This window comes from Streptomyces sp. NPDC090994 (assembly GCF_044768905.1).
Taxonomy (GTDB): Bacteria; Actinomycetota; Actinomycetes; order Streptomycetales; family Streptomycetaceae; genus Streptomyces.
The window spans coordinates 531,109-557,062 of sequence record NZ_JBIVWS010000003.1 but is presented as its reverse complement, the minus strand read 5'-3'; the positions used below and the strand labels follow the sequence as shown (position 1 = coordinate 557,062).

Annotated in this window: 22 protein-coding genes; 16 read left to right on the top strand and 6 right to left on the bottom strand. The window is 74.0% G+C overall.

Annotated elements, in window-relative coordinates; genetic code table 11:
- The first annotated feature begins 35 nt into the window (after nucleotides 1-35).
- Genes ACIQR3_RS09900 through cobI form a run of 7 tightly spaced genes read left to right on the top strand, consistent with a single transcriptional unit; the run spans nucleotide 36 to nucleotide 10,871 of the window.
- Nucleotides 36-992: a cobalamin biosynthesis protein gene (locus ACIQR3_RS09900; RefSeq protein ID WP_403536638.1), complete on the top strand. Its 957-nt coding sequence runs from the start codon at nucleotides 36-38 to the stop codon at nucleotides 990-992.
- Nucleotides 989-2,497, top strand: a complete 1,509-nt coding sequence (locus ACIQR3_RS09895) for a cobyric acid synthase (protein ID WP_403536635.1) — start codon at nucleotides 989-991, stop codon at nucleotides 2,495-2,497. The genes ACIQR3_RS09900 and ACIQR3_RS09895 overlap by 4 nt, the downstream gene beginning before the upstream one ends.
- The gene (gene cobN, locus ACIQR3_RS09890; RefSeq protein ID WP_403536632.1) at nucleotides 2,494-6,150 is read left to right on the top strand and encodes a cobaltochelatase subunit CobN; all 3,657 of its coding nucleotides are present in this window, start codon (nucleotides 2,494-2,496) and stop codon (nucleotides 6,148-6,150) included. The genes ACIQR3_RS09895 and cobN overlap by 4 nt, the downstream gene beginning before the upstream one ends.
- A complete protein-coding gene (locus tag ACIQR3_RS09885) occupies nucleotides 6,147-8,162 on the top strand; it encodes a putative cobaltochelatase (RefSeq protein ID WP_403536630.1) in 2,016 nt (671 codons plus the stop codon). The genes cobN and ACIQR3_RS09885 overlap by 4 nt, the downstream gene beginning before the upstream one ends.
- Entirely contained in the window at nucleotides 8,162-8,770 is a 609-nt protein-coding gene (gene cobO, locus ACIQR3_RS09880) for a cob(I)yrinic acid a,c-diamide adenosyltransferase (protein ID WP_403536629.1), read from the top strand. Before ACIQR3_RS09885 ends, cobO begins: the two co-directional genes overlap by 1 nt.
- On the top strand, nucleotides 8,767-10,143 hold the full coding sequence (locus ACIQR3_RS09875) for a cobyrinate a,c-diamide synthase (protein ID WP_403536626.1): 1,377 nt from the start codon (nucleotides 8,767-8,769) through the stop codon (nucleotides 10,141-10,143). The genes cobO and ACIQR3_RS09875 overlap by 4 nt, the downstream gene beginning before the upstream one ends.
- Nucleotides 10,140-10,871, top strand: a complete 732-nt coding sequence (gene cobI, locus ACIQR3_RS09870; RefSeq protein WP_403536624.1) for a precorrin-2 C(20)-methyltransferase — start codon at nucleotides 10,140-10,142, stop codon at nucleotides 10,869-10,871. Before ACIQR3_RS09875 ends, cobI begins: the two co-directional genes overlap by 4 nt.
- Before the next feature lie 14 nt (nucleotides 10,872-10,885).
- Here the strand turns inward: cobI and ACIQR3_RS09865 are convergent, their stop codons facing one another.
- On the bottom strand, nucleotides 10,886-11,614 hold the full coding sequence (locus ACIQR3_RS09865) for a ZIP family metal transporter (RefSeq protein ID WP_403536621.1): 729 nt from the start codon (nucleotides 11,612-11,614) through the stop codon (nucleotides 10,886-10,888).
- Between the two features lie 86 nt (nucleotides 11,615-11,700).
- Here ACIQR3_RS09865 and cobM point away from each other — a divergent pair, with 86 nt between their 5' ends.
- The 4 genes from cobM to cobC are packed head-to-tail and all read left to right on the top strand — an operon-like array spanning nucleotide 11,701 to nucleotide 16,249.
- Nucleotides 11,701-12,555, top strand: a complete 855-nt coding sequence (gene cobM, locus ACIQR3_RS09860) for a precorrin-4 C(11)-methyltransferase (protein ID WP_403536618.1) — start codon at nucleotides 11,701-11,703, stop codon at nucleotides 12,553-12,555.
- On the top strand, nucleotides 12,552-14,243 hold the full coding sequence (gene cobJ / locus ACIQR3_RS09855; protein ID WP_403536615.1) for a precorrin-3B C(17)-methyltransferase: 1,692 nt from the start codon (nucleotides 12,552-12,554) through the stop codon (nucleotides 14,241-14,243). The genes cobM and cobJ overlap by 4 nt, the downstream gene beginning before the upstream one ends.
- Before the next feature lie 34 nt (nucleotides 14,244-14,277).
- Nucleotides 14,278-15,183: a sirohydrochlorin chelatase gene (locus tag ACIQR3_RS09850; protein WP_403536612.1), complete on the top strand. Its 906-nt coding sequence runs from the start codon at nucleotides 14,278-14,280 to the stop codon at nucleotides 15,181-15,183.
- Entirely contained in the window at nucleotides 15,173-16,249 is a 1,077-nt protein-coding gene (gene cobC / locus ACIQR3_RS09845) for an Rv2231c family pyridoxal phosphate-dependent protein CobC (RefSeq protein ID WP_403536609.1), read from the top strand. The genes ACIQR3_RS09850 and cobC overlap by 11 nt, the downstream gene beginning before the upstream one ends.
- 122 nt (nucleotides 16,250-16,371) lie before the next feature.
- On the opposite strand, the gene ACIQR3_RS09840 is transcribed toward cobC, so the two are convergent.
- The gene (locus ACIQR3_RS09840) at nucleotides 16,372-17,463 is read right to left on the bottom strand and encodes an amidohydrolase family protein (RefSeq protein WP_403536606.1); all 1,092 of its coding nucleotides are present in this window, start codon (nucleotides 17,461-17,463) and stop codon (nucleotides 16,372-16,374) included.
- Nucleotides 17,464-17,677: 214 nt separating this feature from the next.
- Between ACIQR3_RS09840 and ACIQR3_RS09835 the strand changes: the two genes are divergently transcribed.
- The 5 genes from ACIQR3_RS09835 (at nucleotide 17,678) to thpD (ending at nucleotide 22,367) form a co-directional block, all read left to right on the top strand.
- A complete protein-coding gene (locus ACIQR3_RS09835; protein ID WP_403536604.1) occupies nucleotides 17,678-18,781 on the top strand; it encodes a pyridoxal-phosphate-dependent aminotransferase family protein in 1,104 nt (367 codons plus the stop codon).
- Between the two features lie 338 nt (nucleotides 18,782-19,119).
- A complete protein-coding gene (gene ectA / locus ACIQR3_RS09830; RefSeq protein ID WP_403536601.1) occupies nucleotides 19,120-19,632 on the top strand; it encodes a diaminobutyrate acetyltransferase in 513 nt (170 codons plus the stop codon).
- Nucleotides 19,633-19,698: 66 nt separating this feature from the next.
- On the top strand, nucleotides 19,699-20,970 hold the full coding sequence (gene ectB / locus ACIQR3_RS09825; RefSeq protein WP_403536598.1) for a diaminobutyrate--2-oxoglutarate transaminase: 1,272 nt from the start codon (nucleotides 19,699-19,701) through the stop codon (nucleotides 20,968-20,970).
- Nucleotides 20,971-21,049: 79 nt separating this feature from the next.
- Nucleotides 21,050-21,448, top strand: coding sequence for an ectoine synthase (locus tag ACIQR3_RS09820; protein WP_403536595.1), 399 nt, complete (start codon nucleotides 21,050-21,052; stop codon nucleotides 21,446-21,448).
- A gap of 7 nt (nucleotides 21,449-21,455) precedes the next feature.
- Nucleotides 21,456-22,367: an ectoine hydroxylase gene (thpD, locus tag ACIQR3_RS09815; protein WP_403536593.1), complete on the top strand. Its 912-nt coding sequence runs from the start codon at nucleotides 21,456-21,458 to the stop codon at nucleotides 22,365-22,367.
- 71 nt (nucleotides 22,368-22,438) lie between these two features.
- Here the strand turns inward: thpD and ACIQR3_RS09810 are convergent, their stop codons facing one another.
- The 4 genes from ACIQR3_RS09810 to ACIQR3_RS09795 all read right to left on the bottom strand — a co-directional run bounded on the left by ACIQR3_RS09810 (nucleotide 22,439) and on the right by ACIQR3_RS09795 (nucleotide 25,732).
- Complete coding sequence (locus tag ACIQR3_RS09810) at nucleotides 22,439-23,482, bottom strand: aminotransferase class V-fold PLP-dependent enzyme (RefSeq protein ID WP_403536590.1); 1,044 nt, start codon at nucleotides 23,480-23,482, stop codon at nucleotides 22,439-22,441.
- A gap of 5 nt (nucleotides 23,483-23,487) precedes the next feature.
- Complete coding sequence (locus tag ACIQR3_RS09805; RefSeq protein ID WP_403536587.1) at nucleotides 23,488-24,264, bottom strand: DsbA family oxidoreductase; 777 nt, start codon at nucleotides 24,262-24,264, stop codon at nucleotides 23,488-23,490.
- Between the two features lie 201 nt (nucleotides 24,265-24,465).
- Nucleotides 24,466-25,074 carry a DUF1349 domain-containing protein gene (locus ACIQR3_RS09800; protein WP_403536585.1) on the bottom strand — a complete coding sequence of 203 codons (609 nt, stop codon included), beginning with the start codon at nucleotides 25,072-25,074 and terminating at the stop codon, nucleotides 24,466-24,468.
- 37 nt (nucleotides 25,075-25,111) lie between these two features.
- Nucleotides 25,112-25,732, bottom strand: coding sequence for a hypothetical protein (locus ACIQR3_RS09795; RefSeq protein ID WP_403536583.1), 621 nt, complete (start codon nucleotides 25,730-25,732; stop codon nucleotides 25,112-25,114).
- Nucleotides 25,733-25,954 lie beyond the last annotated feature (222 nt).

Sequence of the window (25,954 nt, the reverse complement as noted above, 5' to 3'; positions counted from 1 at the left end):
GTTCCCCCTCCCCCCGCGTGACCGGCTGAACTCCCGTGCGTGCCGGACGCGTCTTCGCGTACGGCGCCGCCGCCGGCCTCCTCAGTGACCTGCTCCTCGGCGACCCCCGCCGCGGGCATCCGGTCGCCGTGTTCGGCCGTGCCGCCGGTGCCGTGGAACAACTGCTGTGGCGTGACCACCGGGGCCGGGGCGCCCTGCACACCGCCGTATGCGCCGGTGGCGCCGTCGCCCTCGGTGCCGTCGCCGCCCGTGCCGTACGCCCCTGCCCCGCCGCCTCCGTCGCGCTGACGGGCGCCGCCACCTGGGCCGTGGTCGGCGGGACCTCGCTGGCCCGGGAGGCTTCCGCGATCGGGCGGGCGCTGGAGGCCGGGGACGTGGCAGGGGCCCGGGCCCGGCTGCCGCACCTGTGCGGGCGGGACCCGCAGGCCCTGGACGCCGACGGGATCGCCCGGGCGGTGGTGGAGTCCGTCGCCGAGAACACCTCCGACGCGGTGGTGGGCGCCCTGGTGTGGGGCGCCGTGGCCGGGGTCCCCGGGCTGCTCGGCTTCCGTGCCGTCAACACCCTCGACGCCATGGTCGGACACAAGTCGCCCCGCTACCGGCGCTACGGCTGGGCCTCGGCCCGGCTCGACGACGTGGCCGGCTGGCCGGGCGCCCGGCTGACCGCCGCACTGGCCACGGCGGCCGGGGGCGACCCGCGGGGTGCCGTACGGGCCTGGCGGGCCGACGCCGGCCGGCACCCGAGCCCCAACGCCGGGCCGGTCGAGGCGTCCTTCGCGGGCGCCCTCGGGGTGCGGCTGGGCGGAACCCTGTCCTACGGCGGCCGGGTGGAGCACCGGCCCGTGCTCAACGGGGCCGCCGGACGCGCCGTGCGGGTCGCCGACATCGACCGCGCGGTACGGCTGTCCCGGCGCGTGAGCTGGCTCGCGCTGGGCGTGTGCGCGGGCGCACGGATCGTGGGAGCGCGACTGAGGAAAGGACGTACGGCATGAACGGCGGTCTGCTCGTCGCCGGTACCACCTCCGACGCCGGGAAGAGCGTCGTGACCGCCGGGATCTGCCGGTGGCTGGTGCGGCAGGGCGTGAAGGTGGCGCCGTTCAAGGCGCAGAACATGTCCCTCAACTCGTTCGTGACGCGGGAGGGCGCCGAGATCGGGCGGGCGCAGGCCATGCAGGCGCAGGCGTGCCGCGTGGAGCCGACCGCGCTGATGAACCCCGTCCTGCTGAAGCCGGGCGGCGAACAGAGCAGCCAGGTCGTGCTGCTGGGCAGGCCGGTCGGTGAGATGAGCGCCCGCGGCTACCACGGCGGGCGGCAGCAGCGGCTGCTCGGCACCGTGCTGGAGTGCCTGGCCGAGCTGCGGGGCACGTATGACGCGGTGATCTGCGAGGGGGCGGGCAGTCCGGCCGAGATCAACCTGCGCCGGACCGACATCGTGAACATGGGCATCGCGCGGGGTGCCGGGCTGCCCGTCCTCGTCGTCGGGGACATCGACCGCGGCGGGGTCTTCGCCTCGTTCTTCGGCACGGTGGCGCTGCTGGCGCCCGAGGACCAGGCGCTGGTCGCCGGGTTCCTGGTGAACAAGTTCCGGGGCGACGTCTCGCTGCTGGAACCGGGGCTGGAGATGCTGCGCGGGCTCACCGGGCGGCCCGCGTACGGCGTGCTGCCGTACCGGCACGGGCTCGGCATCGACGAGGAGGACGGGATGGCGGTGTCGCTGCGCGGCGCCGTCCGGGAGTCCCGGGTCACCGCCCCCGTCGGCGAGGACGTGCTGCGGGTCGCCGTCTGCGCGGTCCCCCTCATGTCCAACTTCACGGACGTCGACGCGCTGGCCGCCGAGCCGGGCGTCGTCGTGCGGTTCGTGGACCGGCCGGAGGAGCTGGCCGACGCGGACCTCGTCGTCGTGCCGGGGACGCGGGGGACGGTCCGGGCGCTTCAGTGGCTGCGGGAGCGGGGACTGGCGGACGCCCTGGCGCGCCGGGCCGCCGAGGGCCGGCCGGTGCTCGGTGTCTGCGGCGGGTTCCAGCTCCTCGGCGAGCACATCGAGGACGACGTCGAGTCGCGCGCCGGGCACGTCGACGGGCTCGGCGTGCTGCCCGTGCGGGTGCAGTTCGCCCGCGAGAAGACGCTCACCCGGCCGGTGGGCGAGGCCCTCGGGGAGCGGGTGGAGGGGTACGAGATCCATCACGGGGTCGCCTCCGTGGAGGGCGGCGAACCCTTCCTCGACGGCTGCCGGGTCGGGCAGACCTGGGGCACGCACTGGCACGGTTCGCTGGAGTCGGACGGGTTCCGGCGGGCGTTCCTGCGCGAGGTGGCCGCCGCCGCGGGCCGCCGCTTCGTGCCGGCCCCCGACACCTCGTTCGCCGCGCTGCGCGAGCAGCAGCTCGACCGGCTCGGCGACCTGATCGAACAGCACGCGGACACGGACGCGCTGTGGCGGCTCATCGAGTCCGGCGCGCCACAAGGACTGCCCTTCATTCCACCGGGAGCGCCCGTATGAGCACTGTCTTGTTGTTGTCGACCGCCGACACGGATCTGCTGGCGGCCCGCGCCGCCTCCGGTGCCTCGTACCGGATCGGCAACCCCACCCGGGTCGACGTCCGGGAGGAGCTGCCCGCGCTGGTCGACGGCGCGGACCTGGTCGTCGTACGGCTGCTCGGCGGGAAGCGGGCCTGGGAGGACGGGCTGGCCGCGCTGAAGGCGTCCGGGCTGCCGACCGTGCTGCTCGGCGGGGAGTCCGTGCCGGACGCGGAGCTGATGGCGGAGTCGTCGGTGCCGGCCGGCGTGGTCGCGGAGGCGCTGCGCTACCTGGTCGAGGGCGGCCCGGACAACCTCACCCAGCTCGCCCGGTTCCTCTCCGACACCGTGCTGCTGACCGGCGAGGGCTTCGACGAGCCGCGGAAGATGCCGGAGTACGGCGTCCACGGCGACCGCCCGTACGCCGAGGGCCGCCCGACCGTCGGCGTGCTCTTCTACCGGGCCCACGAACTGAGCGGCAACACCGCCTTCGTGGACACCCTGTGCGACGCGATCGAGGCGAAGGGCGCCAACGCGCTCCCCGTGTACTGCGGTTCGCTGCGCGGCGCCGACGCCGGGCTGTACGAGCTGCTGGGCCGGGCGGACGCCCTGGTCGCCACCGTCCTCGCGGCCGGCGGCACGCACGCCTCGCAGGCGTCGGCCGGCGGTGACGAGGAGGCGTGGGACATCGGCGCGCTCGCCGACCTGAACGTGCCGGTGCTGCAAGGGCTCTGCCTCACCTCGTCGAAGGCGGCCTGGGAGGCGTCCGACGCCGCCCTCTCCCCCATGGACGCGGCGATGCAGGTCGCCATCCCGGAGTTCGACGGGCGCCTGGTCACGGTGCCGTTCTCCTTCAAGGAGCAGGGACCGGACGAAGTGCCGGTGTACGTGGCCGACCCCGAGCGGGCCGGGCGGGTCGCCGGGATCGCCGTACGGCACGCGGCTCTGGGGCACAAGGCGAACGCGGAGAAGAAGCTGGCGCTGGTCTTCACGGCGTACCCGACCAAGCACTCGCGGGTCGGCAACGCGGTGGGTCTGGACACGCCGGCGTCGGCGGTGCGGGTGCTGGACGCGCTGCGGGCGGCGGGCTACGCGGTCGACGGGTACCCCTCCGGCGGCGACGAGCTGATCCACCGGCTGATCGAGGCCGGCGGCCATGACGTGGAGTGGCTGACGGAGGACCAGTTGGCGGCGGCGCCCGCGCGGGTGCCGCTGGCGGACTACCGGGCGTGGTTCGAGACGCTCGACCCGTCGCTGAAGGAGGCGATGCTGGAGGCGTGGGGCGAGCCGCCGGGTTCGCTGTACGTGGACGGCGACGACATCGTGCTGGCGTCCCTCCAGTTCGGGAACGTGGTCGTGATGATCCAGCCGCCGCGCGGCTTCGGGGAGAACCCGATCGCGATCTACCACGACCCCGACATGCCGCCGTCCCACCACTACCTGGCCGCCTACCGCTGGCTGGACCACAGCTTCGGCGCCGACGCGATCGTGCACATGGGCAAGCACGGCACGATGGAGTGGCTGCCGGGCAAGGGGCTCGGGCTGAGCGCCGGCTGCGCGCCCGACGCGGTGCTGGGCGACCTGCCGCTCATCTACCCGTTCATCGTCAACGACCCCGGCGAGGGCACCCAGGCCAAGCGGCGCGGCCACGCCACGGTCGTCGACCACCTGGTGCCGCCGATGGCCCGCGCCGACACCTACGGCGACCTGGCCAAGCTGGAGCAGCTGCTCGACGAGTACGCGCTCGTCTCCGACCTGGACCCGGCGAAGGCTCCGGCCGTGCGGGCGCAGATCTGGACCCTGGTCAAGGCGGCGGAACTCCACCACGACCTGCACGTGGACGACCAGCCGGACGACGACGCGTTCGACGAGTTCGTCATGCACATCGACGGCTATCTGTGCGAGATCAAGGACGTGCAGATCCGCGACGGCCTGCACATCCTGGGCGGCGGCCCGGTCGGTGAACCGCGCGTCAACCTGGTCCTCGCCGTGCTGCGCGCCTCCCAGGTGTGGGGCGGCCAGGCCAACGCCCTGCCCGGGCTGCGGGCGGCGCTGGCCGCGCACTTCGGGCTGGTGGAGAAGGAGCTGCTGGCCGAGCCGGGCGCCCCGGTGAAGGTGCCGGGGGAGCTGACCGAGCTGGTGGACGGTCCGGCCCGGACCGGCGCCGACGCGATCGACCTGCTGGAGCAGCTCTGCCGGCGGTTCGCGGAGGGCATGGAGGAGCGGGACTGGGCGGTGGCGGCCGTCCCCGGTCTGGTGCGGGAGGTGCTGGGCACCGGACTGCCCGAGGCGGTCGCCGTGCTGGAGTTCGCCTGCGTCGAGGTCGTGCCGCGGCTCGCCCGCACGACGGACGAGATCGGGCACATCCTGCGGGCGCTGGACGGCGGTTACGTACCGGCGGGGCCGTCCGGCTCGCCGACCCGCGGGCTGGTCAACGTCCTGCCGACCGGCCGGAACTTCTACTCCGTCGACCCCAAGGCGATCCCGTCCCGGCTGAGCTGGGAGGTGGGGCAGTCGCTGGCGGACTCCCTGGTCCAGCGGTACCTGACGGACACGGGTGAGTATCCGAAGTCGGTCGGCCTGACCGTGTGGGGCACGTCCGCGATGCGCACCCAGGGCGACGACATCGCCGAGATCCTGGCGCTGCTGGGCTGCCGCCCGGTGTGGGACGACGCCTCGCGCCGGGTGACCGGCTTCGAGGTGGTGCCGGTGAGCGAGCTGGGCCGGCCGCGCATCGACGTCACGGTCCGCATCTCGGGCTTCTTCCGGGACGCGTTCCCGCACGTGGTGGGGTTGATCGACGACGCGGTACGGGCGGTGGCGGAGCTGGACGAGCCCGCCGACGCCAACTACGTACGGGCGCACGCCGACGAGGACACCGCCGAGCACGGCGACCGGCGGCGCGCGACGGCCCGTGTCTTCGGTTCCAAGCCGGGGGCGTACGGCGCGGGTCTGCTGCCGCTGATCGACGCCCGCAACTGGCGCTCCGACGCGGACCTCGCCGAGGTGTACGCGGTGTGGGGCGGCTACGCCTACGGGCGGGGGCTGGACGGGCGGGCGGCCCGGGGGGACATGGAGACGGCGTTCCGGCGGATCGCCGTCGCCGCCAAGAACGTCGACACCCGCGAGCACGACCTCGTCGACGCCGACGACTACTTCCAGTACCACGGCGGCATGGTGGCGATGGTCCGGCACCTGACGGGCGCGAGCCCCGAGGCGTACGTCGGTGACTCCGCCACCCCCGACCAGGTGAAGACGCGGACGCTGGGCGAGGAGACGCACCGCGTGTTCCGTGCCCGGGTGGTCAACCCGCGCTGGATGGCGGCGATGCGGCGGCACGGCTACAAGGGCGCCTTCGAGATGGCGGCGACCGTGGACTACCTGTTCGGGTACGACGCCACGGCCGGGGTCGTGGACGACTGGATGTACGAGAAGCTCAGCGCCGAGTACGTCTTCGACCCGGAGAACCGGGACTTCATGAAGAAGTCCAACCCCTGGGCGCTGCGCGGGATCACGGAACGGCTGCTGGAGGCGGCCGACCGGGGGCTGTGGGCCGAGCCGGACGCTCAGACGCTGGAGCGGCTGCGTGCCACGTATCTGGAGCTCGAGGGCGACTTGGAGGGTGACGACCAGTGACCACGACCCCGTTCCCGTTCACGGCCGTCGTCGGCCAGGACGACCTGCGCCTCGCGCTGCTGCTGAACGCCGTCTCCCCGGCGGTCGGCGGCGTGCTGGTGCGCGGTGAGAAGGGCACCGCCAAGTCGACGGCCGTGCGGGCGCTGTCGGCGCTGATGCCGGGGGTGGACGTCGTCTCCGGGTGCCGTTTCTCCTGTGACCCCGGCTCCCCCGACCCGGCCTGCCCGGACGGGCCGCACCAGCCGGGGGCGTTCGAGTCGCGGCCGGCGCGGATGGTGGAGCTGCCGGTCGGGGCCTCCGAGGACCGGCTGGTCGGCGCGCTGGACATCGAGCGGGCGCTCTCGGAGGGCGTCAAGGCGTTCGAGCCGGGACTGCTGGCCGACGCGCACCGCGGCATCCTGTACGTCGACGAGGTCAACCTGCTCCACGACCACCTGGTCGACCTGCTGCTGGACGCGGCGGCGATGGGTGCCTCGTACGTCGAGCGCGAGGGCGTCTCCGTGCGGCATGCCGCGCGGTTCCTGCTGGTCGGGACCATGAACCCGGAGGAGGGCGAGCTGCGGCCGCAGCTCCTCGACCGGTTCGGGCTGACCGTCGAGGTCGCCGCCTCCCGCGAACCCGACCAGCGGGTGGAGGTCGTCCGGCGGCGGCTCGCCTACGACGACGACCCCGACGGTTTCGCGGCGCGCTGGGCCGACGAGGAGGCCGCCGTACGGGCGCGGATCGCGGCGGCGCGGGAACTGCTGCCGTCGGTACGGCTCGGGGACGGGGCGCTGCGGCAGATCGCGGCGACCTGTGCGGCGTTCGAGGTGGACGGGATGCGGGCCGACATCGTCATGGCGCGCACGGCGACCGCGCTGGCGGCGTGGGCCGGGCGGACCGAGGTGCTGGCGGAGGACGTGCGGCAGGCCGCGCTGCTGGCCCTGCCGCACCGGCGGCGGCGCAATCCGTTCGACGCGCCGGGGCTGGACGAGGACAAGCTCGACGAGACGCTGGAGGAGTTCGGCGGCCAGGACCAGGGCGACGGGGACGACGACCCCGACGGGCCCGGTGGTCCGGGCGGGGGCGGTGGGCAGCCGGCTCCCGAGGACGACGGTCCGCAGGGCGGTGACACCGCCGCGCGGCCCGAGGCCGGGGAGGGCGGCGAGCCGCAGCCGTCCGGTGGCGGTGGCGGCGAGCAGCAGCCCGCGCGGGCCGCGGAGCCGTTCCGTACCAAGGTGCTGAGCGTGCCCGGACTGGGCGAGGGGGCCGCCGGGCGGCGTTCGCGCGCGCGGACCGAGCACGGGCGGACCACCGGGGCCCGGCGGCCCCGGGGCGCGCTGACCAAGCTGCACCTGGCCGCGACCGTGCAGGCCGCGGCGCCGCACCAGCGGGCGCGGGGCCGGTCGGGGCCGGGGCTGGTGATCCGGCGGGACGACCTGCGGCAGGCGACGCGGGAGGGCCGCGAGGGCAACCTCGTGCTGTTCGTGGTGGACGCCTCCGGGTCGATGGCCGCGCGGCAGCGGATGAGCGCCGTGAAGGGGGCCGTGCTGTCGCTGCTGCTCGACGCCTACCAGCGGCGGGACAAGGTGGGGCTGGTGACCTTCCGGGGAACGGCGGCCGACGTCGCGCTGCCGCCGACCTCGTCGGTGGACGCGGCGGCGGCCCGCCTGGAGTCGCTGCCCACGGGCGGGCGCACGCCGCTCGCGGCCGGGCTGCTGCGCGCCCACGAGGTGCTGCGCGTGGAGCGGCTGCGGGACCCGGCGCGGCGGGCGCTGGTCGTGGTGGTGACCGACGGACGGGCGACCGGTGGTCCGGAGCCGGTGGCGCTGGCCGGGCGGGCGGCGCGGCTGTTCGCGGCCGACGGCGTCGCCTCCGTGGTCGTGGACTGCGAGGCGGGGCCGGTGCGGCTGGGGCTCGCCGGGCAGCTCGCGGGCGAGCTGGGCGGTACCGCCGTGACGCTGGACGAGCTGCGGGCGGACTCGATCGCCGGGCTGGTCAAGGACGTACAGGGAAACAGGAGGGCGGCCTGATGCCGCAGGGACAGCCGAGTGTGATTCCGGACGACGGCCTGACGACCCGGCAGCGGCGCAACCGGCCGCTGGTCGTCGTGCACACCGGGATCGGCAAGGGGAAGTCGACCGCCGCCTTCGGGCTGGCGCTGCGGGCCTGGAACCAGGGGTGGCCGATCGGGGTGTTCCAGTTCGTCAAGTCGGCGAAGTGGAAGGTCGGCGAGGAGAACGCGCTGCGGGTGCTGGGCGCCAGCGGCGAGGGCGGCTCCGTGGACTGGCACAAGATGGGCGAGGGCTGGTCGTGGGTCCAGCGTGACACGCACGGCGACAATGCGACCAACGAGGAGAAGGCCCGCGAGGGCTGGGAGCAGGTCAAGCGGGACCTGGCCGCCGAGACGTACAGGCTGTACGTGCTCGACGAGTTCGCCTACCCGATGCACTGGGGGTGGGTGGACACCGACGAGGTGGTGCAGGTGCTGCGGGACCGGCCCGGTACCCAGCATGTCGTGATCACCGGGCGGAACGCGCCGGAGAAGCTCGTGGAGTTCGCGGACCTGGTCACCGACATGTCCAAGGTCAAGCATCCGATGGACGCCGGGCAGAAGGGGCAGAGGGGCATCGAGTGGTGACCTCCTCCGTTCCCCGGCTGGTCATCGCCGCGCCCTCCTCGGGGAGCGGCAAGACCACCGTCGCCACCGGGCTGATGGCCGCGTTCGCCGCGCGGGGGCTGACCGTGTCCCCGCACAAGGTCGGGCCGGACTACATCGACCCCGGGTACCACGCGCTCGCCACCGGGCGCGTGGGACGCAACCTCGACGCCTACCTGTGCGGCGCGGAGCTGATCGCTCCGCTGTTCCTGCACGGGGCCGCCGGGTGCGACCTCGCGGTCGTCGAAGGCGTGATGGGGCTGTACGACGGGGCGTCGGGGGAAGGGGAGCTGGCGTCCACCGCGCACGTGGCCAAGCTGCTGCGGGCGCCGGTCGTGCTGGTCGTCGACGCGTCCGCGCAGGCGCGGTCGGTGGCGGCGCTGGTGCACGGGTTCGTCTCCTGGGACCCTCAGGTGCGGGTCGGGGGCGTGATCCTGAACAAGGTCGGGTCGGACCGGCACGAGGCTGTGCTGCGGGAGGCGTTGCAGTCGACCGGGGTGCCGGTGCTGGGGGCGCTGCGGCGGGCCGCGCCGGTCGGGGTGCCGTCTCGGCATCTGGGGCTGGTGCCGGTCGCCGAGCGGGGGAGCCAGGCTGTCGAGGCCGTCGACTCGATGCGGGTGCTGGTGTCCCAGGGATGTGATCTGGACGCCCTTGAGGCGCTCGCCCGGGCCGCCGGGCCGCTGCCAGGGGGCTCCGCCCCCTGGACCCCCGGGCCTTCGCCCGCCCACCACCCGCCCACGGAGAAGGTGCCGAAGGCCCGCGTCGCCGTCGCCGGCGGGGCCGCGTTCACGTTCTCCTACGCCGAGCACACCGAGCTGCTCACCGCCGCCGGAGCGGAGGTCGTGCCCTTCGATCCGCTGCGGGACGAGGAGTTGCCCGAGGGGACGGACGGGCTGGTGATCGGCGGGGGCTTCCCGGAGGTGTACGCCGCCGAGCTGTCCGCCAACGAGCCGCTGCGGAAGTCGGTCGCGCGGCTCGCGGAGCGCGGTGCTCCGGTGGCCGCCGAGTGTGCCGGGCTGCTGTACCTGTGCCGGGAGCTGGACGGAACGCCGATGTGCGGGGTGCTGGACGCCGCCGCGCGGATGGGCGAGCGGCTGACGCTGGGCTACCGGGACGCGGTGGCCGTCTCCGACAGCGCCCTGGCCGCCGCCGGGACGCGGATGCGGGGGCACGAGTTCCACCGGACGGTGGTCGAGCCGGGGGCCGGTGCGGCTCCGGCGTGGGGGACGCGAGCGCCCGAACGGCGCCTGGAGGGTTTTGTACAGCGGGGTGTGCACGCGAGCTATCTGCACACGCACTGGGCGTCCGAGCCCGGTGTCGCCCGTCGGTTCGTGGAGAGGTGCCGGACGTCATGAGCAACACGCTGACCGGAGTGGGAGTCGGTCCCGGCGACCCCGAGCTGGTGACCGTCAAGGGGGTCAACGCGCTGCGGGCCGCCGAGGTCGTCGTCGTACCCGTGATGGACACCGGCGAGCGGGGGCGGGCCGAGGCGACCGTCCTGCACTACGTGGCGCCGGAGAAGATCCGCCGCGTGGTGTTCGCGCTCAACGAGCGCAGTGACCGGGCGCGGCGGGAGGCCGCCTGGGACGCGGCCGGCGAGACGGTGGCCGGGCTGCTGCGCTCCCACGGCTCGGTCGCCTTCGCGACCATCGGCGACCCCAATGTGTACTCGACGTTCACCTACCTCGCCCAGACCGTCGCCGCGGCCGTGCCGGGGACGGTCGTGGAGACCGTCCCCGGGATCACCGCCATGCAGGACCTCGCGGCGCGGTCCGGGGCCGTGCTGACCGAGGGGACCGAGCCGCTGACGCTGGTGCCGGTCACCGCGGGGGCCGCCGTGCTGAAGGACGCGCTGAACGGGCCGGGGACGGTGGTGGCGTACAAGTTCGGGCGGCAGGCGGCCGAGGTGGCCGAGGCGCTGCGGGAGACCGGGCGGCTGGACGACGCCGTGTGGGGGTCGGCGCTGGGGCTGGCGGAGGAGTCGATCCGGCCGGCCGCCGCTCTCGACGGCACTCCCCTGCCGTACCTGTCGACGCTGATCGCGCCCGCGCGGCGGGACGGCGGGCGGGGCGGGAAACTGTGACCGGTTCCCCCGCGCTACTCGGCGATGCCGACCACCAGCCAGATGAACCCCGCCCCGGCGACCGTGCACAGCAGGGTCGAGCGGGCGGGGTGCTCGTGGTGGGCCTCGGGGAGGATCTCGGCGGCGGCGAGGTAGAGCAGGACGCCGCCGAAGAGGCCGAGATAGGCGCCGAGGGCCTGTTCCGGGATGGTGAACAGGAGGGTCGAGGCCGCGCCAAGCACGGGGGCGCAGGCGTCGGCGACCAGCATGGCGACGGCGCGGCGGCGGGCGTTGCCGTAGAGGCTGGTGAGTGTGTAGGTGTTGAAGCCGTCCGCGAAGTCGTGGGCGATCACCGCAAGGGCGACCGCCGTGCCCATGCCGCCGCCGACCTGGAAGGCCGCGCCGATCGCCACGCCGTCCATCGCGCTGTGCCCGACCATCGCCGCGGCGGCCGTCAGGCCCACCTCGGGCACGCGGTGGCCGTCCTCCTCGGCGCCGTGTGCGGCGCGGCGGGCGGCCAGCAGGCGTTCCACCAGGTGGGCCAGGAGAAAGCCGGCGACGAACAGCAGCAGGGCTTCCGGTACGCCGAACACCTCTCGGCCGGCCGCCTCCAGCGCCTCCGGCAGCAGGTCCAGGCCGACCACGCCGAGCATCAGGCCCCCGGCCAGGCCCAGCACCAGGTGGCGGCGGTCGGTCACGCGCTGTGCCGTCCAGCCGCCGGCCAGCGTCATCAGGAACGCGCCGAGCGCGACGAGGACCGCCATGTGCCCTTGCTATCCGATCGGCCCGCGTCCCCGCGCGTCCGACAGCGGCAACCGCAGTAAGTATGAGTAGGAGAGGACCCGATTCCATGGCCGATGCCGATGCCCCCGTGGGCAAGGTGACCTTCGTCGGTGCCGGCCCCGGTGCCGCCGATCTGCTGACGTTCCGTGCCGCGCGCGCCATCGCCGAGGCCGATGTCGTGATCTGGGCGGCCAGCCTGGTGCAGGCGGAGGTGCTGGAGCACGCCCGGGAGGGCGCCGAGGTGCTCGACTCCGCGACGATGTCGCTGGAGGACGTCGTCGCCGTCTACGAGCGGGCCCACCGGGGCGGTCTGGCCGTGGCCCGTGTGCACTCCGGCGACCCGGCGCTGTGGGGCGGCACGCAGGAGCAGCTCGACCGGTGCGCGGCGATCGGCATCGCGACCGAGATCGTGCCCGGCGTGTCGTCGTTCTCCGCCGTCGCCGCGCTCGCGGGGCGGGAGCTGACCATCCCGGAGGTGGCGCAGTCCGTCATCCTCACCCGGCTGGGCGGCGGCAAGACGCCGATGCCGCCCGGCGAGGAGGTCCGGGAGTTCGCCCGGCACGGCACGACCATGGCGGTGTTCCTGTCGGCCGCCCGCAGCGGGCAGCTGGTGCGGGAGCTGCTGGAGGGCGGCTACCCGACGGACACGCCGGTGGTCGTCGCCTACCAGGCGACCTGGCCGGAGGAGCTGGTCGTGCGGTGCACGATCGGCACGCTGGAGGAGACGGTCAAGGAGCACAAGCTGTGGAAGCACACGCTGTTCCTGGTCGGTCCGGCCCTCGACGCGCGCGGCACCCGCTCGCACCTCTACCACCCGGGTCACTTCCACGGCTTCCGCAAGGCCGACCCCCAGGCCCGCAGGGCGCTGCGCGGCCGCAAGACCGACGACGCCCCCACCCGTACCGAAGGAGTCCCCCAGTGATCGGCCTTGTCTCCGCCACGGCGGCGGGCGCGGCGGCCCGCGACCGGCTGGCCGCCGCCTGGCCCGGGCGCACCCGTGTCTACGAGGGTCCGGTCGCGGACGCCGTACGGGCCGCGTTCGCTCAGTGCGAGCAGCTCGTGTGCTTCCTGGCGACGGGGGCCGTGGTGCGGCTCGTCGCGCCGCTGCTGGCGGACAAGCGGACCGACCCGGGCGTGGTCTGCGTCGACGAGGCGGGACGGTTCGCGGTGTCGCTGCTCGGCGGGCACGGCGGCGGGGCCAACGGGCTCGCCGCCGAGGTGGCCGGGGTGCTGGGCGCCGAGCCGGTGGTGACGACGGCGACGGACGCGGTGGGCGTACCGGGCCTGGACACCCTCGGGCTGCCCGTCGAGGGCGATGTCGCCGGGGTGACCCGGGCCCTGCTGGACGGGGAGCCGGTGGCGCTGCGGGCCGAGGTGCCCTGGCCGCTGCCGCCGCTGCCGCTGGCCGCCGAGGGGGCGTGCACGGTGCGGGTGACGGACCGGCTGGCCGAGGAGACCGCCGGGGAGGTGGTCCTGCGTCCGCCGTCGCTCGTCGTCGGGGTCGGGGCCTCGCGCGGGGCGCCCGCCGAGGAGGTGCTGGAGCTGGTCGGGGCGGCGCTGCGGGAGGCCGGGCTGTCCGCGGCCTCGGTCGCCGAACTGGCCACCGTGGACGCCAAGGCCGAGGAGCCCGGCCTGGTCGCCGCCGCCGAGCGGCTCGGGGTGCCCCTGGTGACGTACCCGGCCGGGGAACTGGCCGGGGTCGAGGTGCCCCACCCCTCCGACGCGCCGCTCGCCGCCGTCGGCACCCCGTCCGTCGCGGAGGCCGCCGCCCTGCGGCACGGCGGTGAACTCCTCGTGCCCAAGCGGAAGTCGCAGCGCGCGGACGGCCGGCCGGCGATGGCGACCTGTGCCGTCGTACGGCGTCCCGGGCGTGGGCGGCTCGCGGTGGTCGGGCTCGGTCCCGGCGCCCGCGACCTGCTCACCCCGCGCGCGGCGGACGAGCTGCGGCGGGCGTCGGTGCTGGTCGGCCTGGACCAGTACGTCGACCAGATCCGCGACCTGCTGCGGCCCGGCACCCGGGTGCTGGAGTCCGGGCTCGGCGCCGAGGAGGAGCGGGCCCGCACCGCCGTCGAGGAGGCCCGGCGCGGCCACGCCGTCGCATTGATCGGCAGCGGCGACGCGGGCGTGTACGCCATGGCCTCGCCGGCGCTGGCCGAGGCGTCCGACGACATCGACGTGGTCGGGGTGCCCGGGGTGACGGCGGCGCTGGCGGCCGGCGCGGTGCTGGGCGCGCCGCTCGGCCACGACCACGTCTCCATCAGCCTGTCCGACCTGCACACCCCGTGGGAGGTCATCGAGCGCCGGGTGCGCGCGGCGGCCGAGGCCGACCTGGTGGTGACGTTCTACAACCCGCGCAGCCGGGGCCGCGACTGGCAGTTGCCGAAGGCGCTGGCGATCCTGGCGGAGCACCGGGAGCCGGCGACGCCGGTGGGCGTCGTGCGCAACGCCTCCCGGGCCGACGAGTCGGTCCGGCTGACCTCGCTGGCCGCGCTGGACCCGGCGACCGTCGACATGATGACGGTCGTCACCGTGGGCAACACCGCCACCCGTGAGATCGCCGGGCGCATGGTGACGCCGCGCGGCTACCGGTGGCAGGAGAGCGCCCGATGACCCCGTGTTTTTCCCGATTCCTCGAGGAGACGTTGTGACCACCCCGCCCGCCCTGCTCATCGCCGGACACGGCACCCGGGACGACGCCGGGGCCGAGGCGTTCCGGGACTTCGTGCGCGAGCTGGGCCGCCGCCACCCCGAACTGCCCGTCGCCGGCGGGTTCATCGAGCTGTCCCCGCCGCCGCTGGGCGACGCGGTCGCCGAACTGGTGGAGCGGGGGGTGCGCCGGTTCGCCGCCGTGCCGCTGATGCTGGTGTCCGCCGGGCACGCCAAGGGCGACATCCCGGCGGCGCTGGCCCGCGAGAAGGAACGGCACGCCGGGATCTCGTACACCTACGGCCGTCCGCTGGGTCCGCACCCGGCGCTGCTGCGGGTCCTGGAGCGGCGGCTCGCCGAGGCGATGGACCCCGGCTGGGACCCGGCCGAGGTGACGGTGCTGCTGGTCGGGCGGGGCTCGACCGACCCGGACGCCAACGCCGAGGTGTTCAAGGCGGCGCGGCTGCTGTGGGAGGGCCGGGGGTACGCGGGCGTGGAGACGGCGTTCGTGTCGCTGGCGAAGCCGGACGTGCCGGGCGGCCTGGAGCGGTGCGCGCGGCTCGGCGCGCGACGGATCGTGGTGCTGCCGTACTTCCTGTTCACCGGCATCCTCCCGGACCGGGTCAGGTTCCAGACCGAGGAGTGGGCCGGGGCGCACCCGGAGACCCAGGTGCGTTCGGCGGACGTCATCGGGCCGGAGCCGGAGCTGCTCGACCTGGTGTGGGAGCGGTACGAGGAGGCGGTGCGCGGTGATCTGCGGATGAACTGCGACTCGTGCGTGTACCGCATCGCGCTGCCGGGCTTCGAGGACAAGGTGGGGGCGCCGCAGCAGCCGCACTTCCACCCCGACGACGACGGTCATCACCACCACGGCCACGGCCACGCGCACTCCCATGCGCACTGAGGGGACCGTGCCCGCCGGGCGCGGCCACGACCTGCGCCACCACGGCGACGCCGAGGTCCGGGGCGACGGGGCCGCGCTGGTGGACCTCGCCGTCAACGTCCGCGCGGGCACCCCGCCGGCCTGGCTGCGCGAGCACCTCTCGGCCTCGCTCGGCAAGCTCGCGGCCTACCCGGACGGCCGGGCGGCGCGGGCGGCGGTGGCGGCGCGGCACGGGCTGCCGGTGCAGCGGGTGCTGCTGACGGCGGGCGCGGCGGAGGCGTTCGTGCTGCTGGCGCGGGCGCTGAAGGTGCGCCGCCCGGTCGTGGTGCACCCGCAGTTCACGGAGCCGGAGGCGGCGCTGCGGGACGCGGGGCACACGGTGGACCGGGTGCTGCTGCGGGCCGGGGACGGCTTCCGGCTGGACGCGGCGGCCGTGCCCGAGGACGCCGACCTGGTGGTGGTCGGCAACCCGACCAATCCGACGTCGGTGCTGCACCCGGCCGGGGTGCTGGCCGGGCTGGCCCGGCCGGGGCGGACGCTGGTGGTGGACGAGGCGTTCATGGACGCGGTACCGGGCGAGCGGGAGGCGCTGGCCGGGCGCACGGACGTGCCCGGTCTGGTGGTGCTGCGCAGCCTCACCAAGACCTGGGGGCTGGCCGGGCTGCGGATCGGGTACGTGCTGGCGGCGCCGGACGTCATCGGCGAACTGGAGCGGGCGCAGCCGTTGTGGCCGGTGTCCACGCCCGCGCTGGCGGCGGCCGAGGCGTGCGTGGGGCCGCGGGCGCTGGCGGAGGCCGCGCACGCCGCCCACCATGTCGCCGCCGACCGGGACCGTCTGGTCGCCGGGCTGAAGGAGTTCGCCGGGCGGGGGCTGCGAGTGGTGGAACCGGCCGAGGGGCCCTTCGTCCTGGTACGGCTGCCGGGGGCCGCCGACGTACGCCGGCGGCTGCGGGACCTCGGGTACGCGGTCCGGCGGGGGGACACGTTCCCGGGGCTGGACGAGGAGTGGCTGCGGCTGGCGGTACGGGACCGGGCGACGACGGACGGCTTCCTGCGGGCGCTGGACCGGGCGGTCGGGCGGGGCTGAGCGGTCGGGCGGGGCTGGGCGGGGGCGGCGGCGAGGGCCGTCCGCTCCGAGGCCGGGAACGAGTCGATGTCGAGGCCGGGTGCTTCGTACTGCTGGGATCAGCTTGCGCGGTCACCGGGGGGTCACCCCACCACCCGCCCGTTCACCACCACCCGCGCCGGCGCCCCCAGCACCCGCACATCCGCCCGGGGGTCGCGTTCGTACACCACCAGGTCGGCCGGGGCGCCCTCGTGCAGGGCGGGGCGGCCGAGCCAGGCGCGGGCCGACCAGGTGGCGGCCGAGAGGGCGGTGAGCGGCGGGATGCCGGCCGTGACCAGTTCCGCGACCTCCGCCGCGACCAGCCCGTGCGGCAGCGTGCCGCCCGCGTCCGTGCCGACGTAGACCGGGATGCCGGCGTCGTGGGCGTCGCGGACGGTGTCGTAGCGGCGGGCGTGCAGCCGGCGGAGGTGGGCGGACCAGCGGGGGAACTTGGCCTCGCCGCCGGCGGCCAGGTCCGGGAAGGTCGCGATGTTGACCAGGGTGGGGACGATCGCGACGCCCCGGGAGGCGAACAGCGGGATCAGGTCGTCCGTGAGGCCGGTGGCGTGTTCGACGCAGTCGATGCCCGCCTCCACCAGGTCGCGCAGGGAGTCCTCGGCGAAGCAGTGCGCGGTGACGCGGGCGCCCAGGCGGTGGGCCTCGGCGATGGCCGCCTCCACCGCGCCGCGCGGCCAGCACGCCGACAGGTCCCCGAGGTCGCGGTCGATCCAGTCGCCGACCAGCTTGACCCAGCCGTCGCCGCGCCGGGCCTCCCGGGCGACGTAGGCGGGCAGGTCCTCGGGTTCCACCTCCCAGGCGTAGTTGCGGATGTAGCGGCGGGTGCGGGCGATGTGCCGCCCGGCCCGGATGATCTTCGGCAGGTCCTCGCGGTCGTCCACCCAGCGGGTGTCGGAGGGCGACCCCGCGTCCCGCAGCAGCAGCGCCCCCGCGTCCCGGTCGGCCAGCGCCTGCCGCTCGGCGACGTCGGCGGGGACCGCCCCGTGCCGGTCGAGGCCGACGTGGCAGTGGGCGTCGACCAGGCCGGGCAGCGCCCAGCCCTCGACGGTACGGACGTCCCGGGCGCCGGCCGGACGGTCGTAGGAGACCCGGCCGCCGATCACCCACAGCTCGTCGCGGACCTCCTCCGGTCCGACGAGCACCCGGCCCTTCACGTGCAGCACCGCGCCATCGCTCATGCCCCGCAGCCTAATCAGCCCCCGCCGGGGGTCCGCCGTGCGGTCGGTGACCGGCCGCCACCGTAGCGGAAGCCGGGGTTCCGGGCGTGACCGTGTCGCAACGGACGGGCTCCGGCGCGAGTCGGGAGGCGGGCCGCGGTTACCCTCGACCCGTACGCCCGCGTACGCCCACCCGTACGCAGTGACCCTGTGCTGTAGTGAAGAGAGCGCCACCGTGACCCACCCCTTCCTGGACCTCCCCCCGCTGAGCGCCGGCCGTTTCGCCGCGATCGAGGACCGGGTGGCGCGGCTGCTCGGCACCACGCGGGACGTGGTGATCACGCAGGGCGAGGCGCTGCTGCCGCTGGAGGGCGCGATCCGCGGGACGGCCGGGCCGGACACCGTGGCGCTGAACGTGATCACCGGGCCGTACGGGCAGACCTTCGGCGACTGGCTGCGGGACTGCGGCGCGACGGTGCACGACCTGGCGGTGCCCTTCCACGAGGCGGTGACGGCGGACCGGGTGCGGGAGGCGTTCGCCGAGCACCCGGAGATCGGCTTCGTGTCGCTGGTGCACGCCGAGGCGGCGACCGGGAACACCAACCCGGTCGCGGAGATCGGCGCGGTGGTGAAGGAGCACGGCGCGCTGTTCTACCTGGACGCCGTGGCCTCCGTGGGCGCCGAGCCCGTGCTGCCGGACGCCTGGGGCGTGGACCTGTGCGTGATCGGGGCGCAGAAGGCGATGGGCGGTCCGGCCGGGGTATCGGCGGTGTCGGTGAGCGAGCGGGCCTGGGCGCGGATGGCGGCGAACCCCGGGGCGCCGCGCCGGTCGTACCTCTCCCTCCTGGACTGGAAGGAGCGCTGGATCGACGGCGGGCGCACGGCGCTGCCGCACGCTCCGGCGCAGTTGGAGATGCTCGCCCTGGAGGCGTGCCTGGAGCGGATCGAGGCGGCGGGCCCGGAGTCGGTGATGGCGCGGCACGCCTCGGCCGCGGCGGCCACCCGCGCGGGCGCCCTGGCGCTGGGCGGGGGCCTGGCGCCGTACGTGCGCGCGGCGCGCGACGCGGCGCCGGTCGCCACGACGCTGCGGGCGCCGGCCGGACTGGACGCCTCGGAGCTGGTGGCGCGGGCCCTGGAACTGAACCCGGCGCTGCCGCTGGCCGCGGGCGGGGGCGCGCTGGCCAAGGAGATGATCCGGGTCAACCACTACGGGCCGCACGCGACCCGCGGGGCCGTGCGCGGCTGTCTGGACGCGCTCGGCGCCGCGCTGGCCGAGAAGGGCCTGGCGACCGATCCGGAAAGCGCCCACCGGGCCGCCGAGGGCGCCTGGCAGGCGTAACAGGAGGCGCCTGGCAGGCGTAACAGGATCTGAATTCGGGATTCCTTCGGAAAAACAATCAAAAACAATTCAGAATTCTTTCCGGGGCAGCTTCCCATATTCTTCTGCCCGCTTTCCCCGGGGCTAAACACTAAGATTTCGCGAACGCTTCCGCCGGGTCACCTGATTGTGACCCGTTACACAAGCGGTCCGTTTCGCCCCATAAGTCCCGGGCAAATCACCCCAAAACCCAGGCTCCTCGCGCGACCACTCGCGCCCGCGTGATAACACACGTCTTCGCCATTCGTAACCCCGTCCGGCGATGCATTTTTGCATTTCCCTGGGTAAGTTCAATTTGCATGACTGCCGCACAAGCAGACCTGCACATCGATCGTCCGAGAGTGGCGGACGGAGCCGCGCTGTGGCGTATAGCGAGGGATTCGAAGGTCCTGGACCTGAACTCCTCCTACGCCTATCTGCTGTGGTGCCGTGACTTCGCCGCGACCTCGGCCGTCGCTCGCGCGGCGGACGGCGAGGCGGTCGGGTTCGTCACCGGTTATGTGCGGCCGGACCGGCCCGGCACCCTGCTCGTCTGGCAGGTGGCGGTGGACGAGGCGTACCGCGGTCGCGGACTGGCCGCGAAGCTGCTCGACGGTCTGGTCGCGCGCACTGTGACGGAGCAGGCGCTGACCACGCTGGAGACGACCATCAGCCCGGACAACCTCCCCTCCCGACGGCTGTTCACCTCGTTCGCCGAGCGCCACGGCGCCGCGCTGGAGCGAGAGACGCTGTTCGACGCCGGTCTGTTCCCCGACGGACCGCACGAGCCCGAGGTCCTGTACCGCATCGGCCCCCTGTCAGCGGCCCGCTGACACCGGACCCCCATCGACTTCGACTTCCCTCACCTCACCCCTCACCGCACCGAGGAGCGATTTGTCGTGACCATCACCCAGCCCGACCTGAGTGTCTTCGAGACCCTGGAGTCCGAGGTACGCAGCTACTGCCGCGGCTGGCCCACCGTCTTCGACCGCGCGCACGGCAGCCGCATGTACGACGAGGACGGCCACGAGTACCTCGACTTCTTCGCCGGAGCCGGGTCGCTCAACTACGGGCACAACAACCCCGTGCTGAAACGGGCGCTCATCGACTACCTGGAGCGGGACGGCGTCACGCACGGTCTCGACATGTCGACCACCGCCAAGCGCCGCTTCCTGGAGACCTTCCAGAACCTGGTGCTGCGCCCCCGTGACCTGCCGTACAAGGTCATGTTCCCCGGCCCGACCGGCACCAACGCGGTGGAGGCCGCGCTGAAGCTGGCCCGCAAGGTCAAGGGCCGCGAGGCGATCGTCTCCTTCACCAACGCCTTCCACGGCATGTCGCTGGGCTCGCTCGCCGTGACCGGCAACGCCTTCAAGCGGGCCGGCGCCGGCATCCCGCTGGTGCACGGCACCCCGATGCCGTTCGACAACTACTTCGACGGCACGGTCGAGGACTTCCTGTGGTTCGAGCGGCTCCTGGAGGACCAGGGCTCGGGCCTGAACAAGCCCGCCGCCGTGATCGTGGAGACCGTGCAGGGCGAGGGCGGCATCAACGTGGCCCGCCTGGAGTGGCTGCGCGCGCTCGCCGAGCTGTGCGAGCGGCAGGACATGCTGCTGATCGTCGACGACATCCAGATGGGCTGCGGCCGGACCGGCGCCTTCTTCTCCTTCGAGGAGGCGGGCATCACCCCGGACATCGTCACCGTCTCCAAGTCCATCAGCGGCTACGGCCTGCCGATGTCGCTGTGCCTGTTCAAGCCCGAGCTGGACGTCTGGGAGCCGGGCGAGCACAACGGCACCTTCCGCGGCAACAACCCCGCCTTCGTCACCGCGACCGCCGCCCTGGAGGCCTACTGGGCCGACGGCTCCGCGATGGAGAAGCAGACCCGGGCCCGCGGCGAGCGGATCGAGCAGCACCTGATCTCCATCACCGAGGAGAACCTCGCCGACGTCAAGGAGTACCGGGGCCGCGGCCTGGTCTGGGGCCTGGAGTTCCACGACAAGGACCGCGCCGGCCGCGTCGCCAAGCGCGCCTTCGAGCACGGGCTGCTGATCGAGACCTCCGGCCCGGAGAGCGAGGTCGTCAAACTGCTGCCCGCCCTGACCCTCACCCCCGACGAGCTGGACGAGGGCATGAAGACCCTCGCCCGGGCCGTCCGCGAGACCGTCTGAGCCGGTCCCGCACCCCCTGTATCACCCCGTATCACCCTGTAACACCCTGTAACACCCGAGTAGGAGGCATCGCCACACCGTGATCGTCCGTTCCTTCGACGAATTCAAGGGCACCGACCGGCACGTCAAGTCCGAGGGCGGGACCTGGGAGAGCACCCGCATCGTCCTCGCCAAGGAGGGCGTCGGCTTCTCCGTCCACGAGACCATCCTGTACGCGGGCACGTCGACGGACATGTGGTACCAGAACCACATCGAGGCCGTCGTCTGCACCAAGGGCGACGCCGAGCTGACCGACCGCGAGACCGGGAAGACGTACCACATCACGCCCGGCACCATGTACCTCCTCAACGGCCACGAGCGGCACACGCTCAAGGTCAAGGAGGACTTCCACTGCATCTGCGTGTTCAACCCGCCCGTGACCGGACGGGAGGACCACGACGAGAACGGCACCTACCCGCTGCTCACCGAGGAGGTGTGAGGAACCCGTGACCGCGACCACCGAGAACCCCGCGACCACCGGCACCGATCTCTACCCCACCCGGGGCGCCACCGAGGTGGCCACCCCCCGGCAGGACCCGGTCGTCTGGGGCGCGCCCGACGCGCCCGGGCCGTTCGGGCCGGGCGACATCCAGGCCTTCGAGCGCGACGGCTTCTTCGCCATCGACCAGCTCATCACGCCGGACGAGGTCGCCGTCTACCGGGAGGAACTGGACCGCCTGGTCACCAGCCCGGAGATCCGCGCCGACGAACGCTCCATCGTCGAGCCGCAGTCCAAGGAGATCCGGTCCGTCTTCGAGGTGCACAGGATCAGCGAGGTCTTCGCGCGGCTCGTGCGCGACGAGCGGGTCGTGGGCCGCGCCCGGCAGATCCTCGGCTCGGACGTCTACGTCCACCAGTCGCGGATCAACGTCAAGCCGGGTTTCGGCGCCAGCGGCTTCTACTGGCACTCGGACTTCGAGACGTGGCACGCCGAGGACGGTCTGCCGCGGATGCGCACGGTGTCGGTCTCGATCGCGCTGACGGAGAACTACGACACCAACGGCGGGCTCATGATCATGCCGGGGTCGCACAAGACGTTCCTCGGGTGCGCGGGTGAGACGCCGAAGGACAACTACAAGAAGTCGCTGCAGATGCAGGACGCGGGCACCCCCTCCGACGAGGGGCTGACCAAGATGGCCTCGGAGTACGGCATCAAGCTGTTCACCGGCAAGGCCGGCTCGGCGACCTGGTTCGACTGCAACTGCATGCACGGGTCCGGGGACAACATCACCCCGTTCCCCCGCTCCAACGTCTTCATCGTGTTCAACAGCGTGGAGAACGCGGCGGTGGAGCCGTTCGCGGCGCCGGTACGGCGTCCGGAGTTCATCGGCGCGCGGGACTTCACGCCGGTGAAGTGACCGTGTGACGCAAGGCCCCCGGGCCGGTGCCTCTTCCGTGCGGTGCGGGAGGCACCGGCCCGGCGGCGTCGCTACAGGGCGTCCAGCAGCCGGTCGACGTCCGCGTCCGTGTTGTACAGGTGGAACGCGGCGCGCAGGTTCCCCGCCCGGTCGGAGACCTGGATGCCGGCCCGGCTCAACTCGCCCTGCCGGTGCCCGAGTCCGGGCACCGAGACGATCGCCGAGCCCGGCGCCGCCACCGGCTCGTGCCCGAGCGTGGCCAGCCCGGCCCGGAACCGGTCGGCGAGCGCGAGGTCGTGGGCGTGCACGGCGTCCACCCCCAGCTCCTCGATCAGCGCCAGGGAGTGCCGGGCGGCGGCGTAGGACAGCAGGGCGGGGCTCTCGTCGAACCGGCGGGCGGAGCGGGCCAGTTCCTGGACCGGGCCGTAGGTGCTCTGCCAGGGGTGCTCGCCCGCGGCCCAGCCGGCGAACAGCGGGGTCAGCCCGCCCAGGTCCTCGGGGACGACGAGGAAGGCGACCCCGCGCGGGCACAGCACCCACTTGTAGGCGACGACCGCGACGTAGTCGACGTCGGCGGCGGCCAGCGGCAGCCAGCCGGCCGCCTGGGAGGCGTCCAGGAGGATCCGCGCGCCGTGCTCCCGGGCGGCGGCGCGCAGCGCGGCCAGGTCGACGAGCCGTCCGTCGGCGGACTGGACGGCGCTGACGGCGACCAGGGCGGTGTCCGCGGTGACCGACTCGGCGATCCGCTCCAGCGGAACGGCCCGCACCTTCAGGTCGCCGCGCACGTGGAAGGGGTTGACCAGGGAGCTGAAGTCGTCCTCGGCGGTGAGGACCTCGGCGCCCGGCGGCAGCGAGGCCGCGATCAGGCCGCTGTAGACGGCGACCGAGGCGCCGACGGCGACCCGGGTGACGGGCACCCCGGCGATCCGCGCGAACGCGGCCCGGGACGCCTCGACGTCGGCGAACATGTCCGACGGCTGCCCGGCCGCCACGGACGCCACCGCGTCCCGCAGCGCGGCGACGGACCGGGCGGGCAGCAGCCCCAGAGTGGCGGTGTTCAGATAGACGGTCTCCGGCTGGAACTCGGCACGGACGAGACGATCGAAGCTCTGCATGCCCCCTACTGTGCGGCCCCTGCCGTCCCCCGTCCATCGTGTTCTCCGGGTCCCGGCACCGCGCAGCCGTCGGGGCCGCAGGCGTCGCCGCCGTCCCCGCCGTCCCCGGCCGCCGGCCCGCCCTGGACCATGGCGAGCGGCGCCCGCGCCTGCCACGCCTGGGTGAGCGCCCGCGTGAAGACCTCGGCGGGCTGGGCGCCGGAGACGCCGTACGCCCGGTCGAGGACGAAGAACGGCACGCCGTTGGCGCCGAGTCGCGCGGCCTCCCGCTCGTCGGCGCGCACCTCGTCGGCGTACGCCGTCGGATCGGCGAGGACCTCGCGCGCCGCGTCCGCGTCGAGACCGGCGGCACCGGCCAGCTCGACGAGGCGTCCGTCGTCGTCGAAGACGGACCGCTCCTCGGCGAAGTTCGCCCGGTACAGCAGGTCGAGCAGCTCCGTCTGGCGGCCCCGCTCGCGGGCGAAGTGCAGCAGGCGGTGCATGTCGAAGGTGCTGCCGTGGTCACGGCCCCGGGTGCGGTACGGCAGGCCCTCGGCGGCGGCCTGGGCGCCCAGGTTGTCCTCGCCGGCCTCGGCCTGCGCCTCGCTCATGCCGTACTTCCTGGTGAGCATCGCGATCACCGGCTGGACGTCGTCCTTGGCGCGGCCCGGGTCCAGCTCGAAGGAACGGTGCACGACCTCGACCTGATCCCGGTGCGGGAAGGCGGCCAGCGCCTTCTCGAAACGGGCCTTTCCGACATAGCACCAGGGGCAGGCGATGTCGGACCAGATTTCGACGCGCATCGTGATCGGCACTCCAGGTCGTACGGGTACGGAGACTCCCTCCGGCGACTGCGTGAACATTCAAGGAGCCGCTTCCATTCCCGCAGCCCCCCGCAACCCCCCGCGGCTCTCCCGGCTCTCCCGGCTCTCCCGGCTCCCCCGGCTCCCCCGGCTCCCCCGGCTCCCCCGGCTCCCCCGGCTCCCCCGGCTCCCCCGGCTTTCTCAGCTGCCGTCCCGCAGATCACGCGGCCAGTGGGGCCGGTACTCGATGTGGTCGTACGTCACCACGCACCCCTCCCCCGTCGGCGACTGGGTCATGAAGCCGATCAGGGCGGCCCCCGTCTCCGTCTCGTCCCCGAGGGTGAAGAGGCGGACGAAGGTCCAGTGCTCGCCGTCCCGGGAGGCGTGGAAGGCGAAGGCACGACCGGCGCGGCTCACCCGGAGCCAGACGGAACCGCCGTCGACGGTGAAGGAGTTGACGTCGTCGGAGTGGCCCCGGGTGACCACCGTGCAGACGGTGGGCACGTCCGGGGAGTACTCCAGGCAGAGCTTGGCCCACGCCCGCTCGCCCACGTGGACGTAGAGGACGCCGGCGTCGAAGGCGGCGGTGAAGCCGACCGTGACGCGGGCGATCAGCTGGAAGTCGCCCTCGGGCGCGCCCAGCAGGCGCGGCGCGTCCGAGGCCGGGTCCAGGGCCTCGTCGGTGGGCGGCACGAAACGGTCCTGCCGGGGTCCGGCCCGTCCGGTGAGGACGCCGTCCTCGTGGGACCAGTGGCCGTCGGGGCCGTAGGTGCGCAAGGGGAAGGGCAGTTCGGGGATCTTCAGGTCCATGGCGGGATTCTCGCAGGCGCGTCCCGGGCGGTCCCGGTCAGCGGTCCTGGAACGCGTCCAGCGCCACGGCCTGGGCGATGGCGAGGCGCGGGTCCAGGCCGGGCGCGGCCATGTCCACCACGTAGTGGTCGCGCAGCCCGAACTTCTTGTCGACCGTCATCACCGGCTTGCCGTCCGTCTCGAAGTCGAAGTGGTACGGCCACGGGAACGGCACCTGGTCCAGCGGCAGGAAGCCCCAGACGCGGCGGAAGACGGCCACGAACCAGTTGCGCTCCCGCCCGACGGCCGCGGGCGCGCCCGGCTGGTCCAGCACCCACGTCGAGCGCACCAGGGAGGCGAAGAACTTCTCCTCGAACGTGCCGATGAGGTCGCCCTGGGCGTCCCGTACGTCGTAGCCGTCGCCCAGGTCGCGGAGGCTGCGGTCCCGCACGGTGAACAGGACCCGCTTCCTCGACTCGTCGGCGTAGAAGGTCGTCTCCTCCTTGAGCGAGAACCACTTCAGCTCGGCGACGGCGAGTACATCGCCGTCGGAGCCGTCCGGCAGCAACTCCCGCACGGTGTACCGCTGGGCCGTGAGGGCGACCTCCTGCCGCACGGTGAAACGCCCACCGGTCCACTGGTCCGCGCTGTCCGCGGTTCCGCCCACAGTCTTGCGCAAAGTTCCGCCCACAGTTCCGCTCCCGAAGCCGTCGGTTCCCACGCCGTCGCCCGTGTGCGTCCGGCGCAGCCATCGTCACCGCGCGCCCCGTCCCGGAGCAGTCTCCGTAAGTCGTCCCCGGCAACGACCAAAGAGGACAGGCGTCTTGGCGGGCCCGGCGTTCACTTTCGTCGTCCGGGGCCGCACCGAAGGGGGGATGCGGGCGGCCGGGGGCGAGCCTCT

Excerpts from the sequence above, each read along its gene's own strand:
- cobM (WP_403536618.1), top strand. The coding sequence starts at position 11,701 with ATGGCCGATGCCGATGCCCCCGTGGGCAAGGTGACCTTCGTCGGTGCC.
- ACIQR3_RS09800 (WP_403536585.1), bottom strand. The coding sequence starts at position 25,074 with ATGGACCTGAAGATCCCCGAACTGCCCTTCCCCTTGCGCACCTACGGC.
- cobI (WP_403536624.1), top strand. The coding sequence starts at position 10,140 with ATGAGCAACACGCTGACCGGAGTGGGAGTCGGTCCCGGCGACCCCGAG.
- cobN (WP_403536632.1), top strand. The coding sequence starts at position 2,494 with ATGAGCACTGTCTTGTTGTTGTCGACCGCCGACACGGATCTGCTGGCG.
- cobC (WP_403536609.1), top strand. The coding sequence starts at position 15,173 with ATGCGCACTGAGGGGACCGTGCCCGCCGGGCGCGGCCACGACCTGCGC.
- ectA (WP_403536601.1), top strand. The coding sequence starts at position 19,120 with ATGACTGCCGCACAAGCAGACCTGCACATCGATCGTCCGAGAGTGGCG.
- ACIQR3_RS09840 (WP_403536606.1), bottom strand. The coding sequence starts at position 17,463 with ATGAGCGATGGCGCGGTGCTGCACGTGAAGGGCCGGGTGCTCGTCGGA.
- cobO (WP_403536629.1), top strand. The coding sequence starts at position 8,162 with ATGCCGCAGGGACAGCCGAGTGTGATTCCGGACGACGGCCTGACGACC.
- ACIQR3_RS09865 (WP_403536621.1), bottom strand. The coding sequence starts at position 11,614 with ATGGCGGTCCTCGTCGCGCTCGGCGCGTTCCTGATGACGCTGGCCGGC.
- ACIQR3_RS09895 (WP_403536635.1), top strand. The coding sequence starts at position 989 with ATGAACGGCGGTCTGCTCGTCGCCGGTACCACCTCCGACGCCGGGAAG.
- ACIQR3_RS09805 (WP_403536587.1), bottom strand. The coding sequence starts at position 24,264 with ATGCGCGTCGAAATCTGGTCCGACATCGCCTGCCCCTGGTGCTATGTC.
- ACIQR3_RS09810 (WP_403536590.1), bottom strand. The coding sequence starts at position 23,482 with ATGCAGAGCTTCGATCGTCTCGTCCGTGCCGAGTTCCAGCCGGAGACC.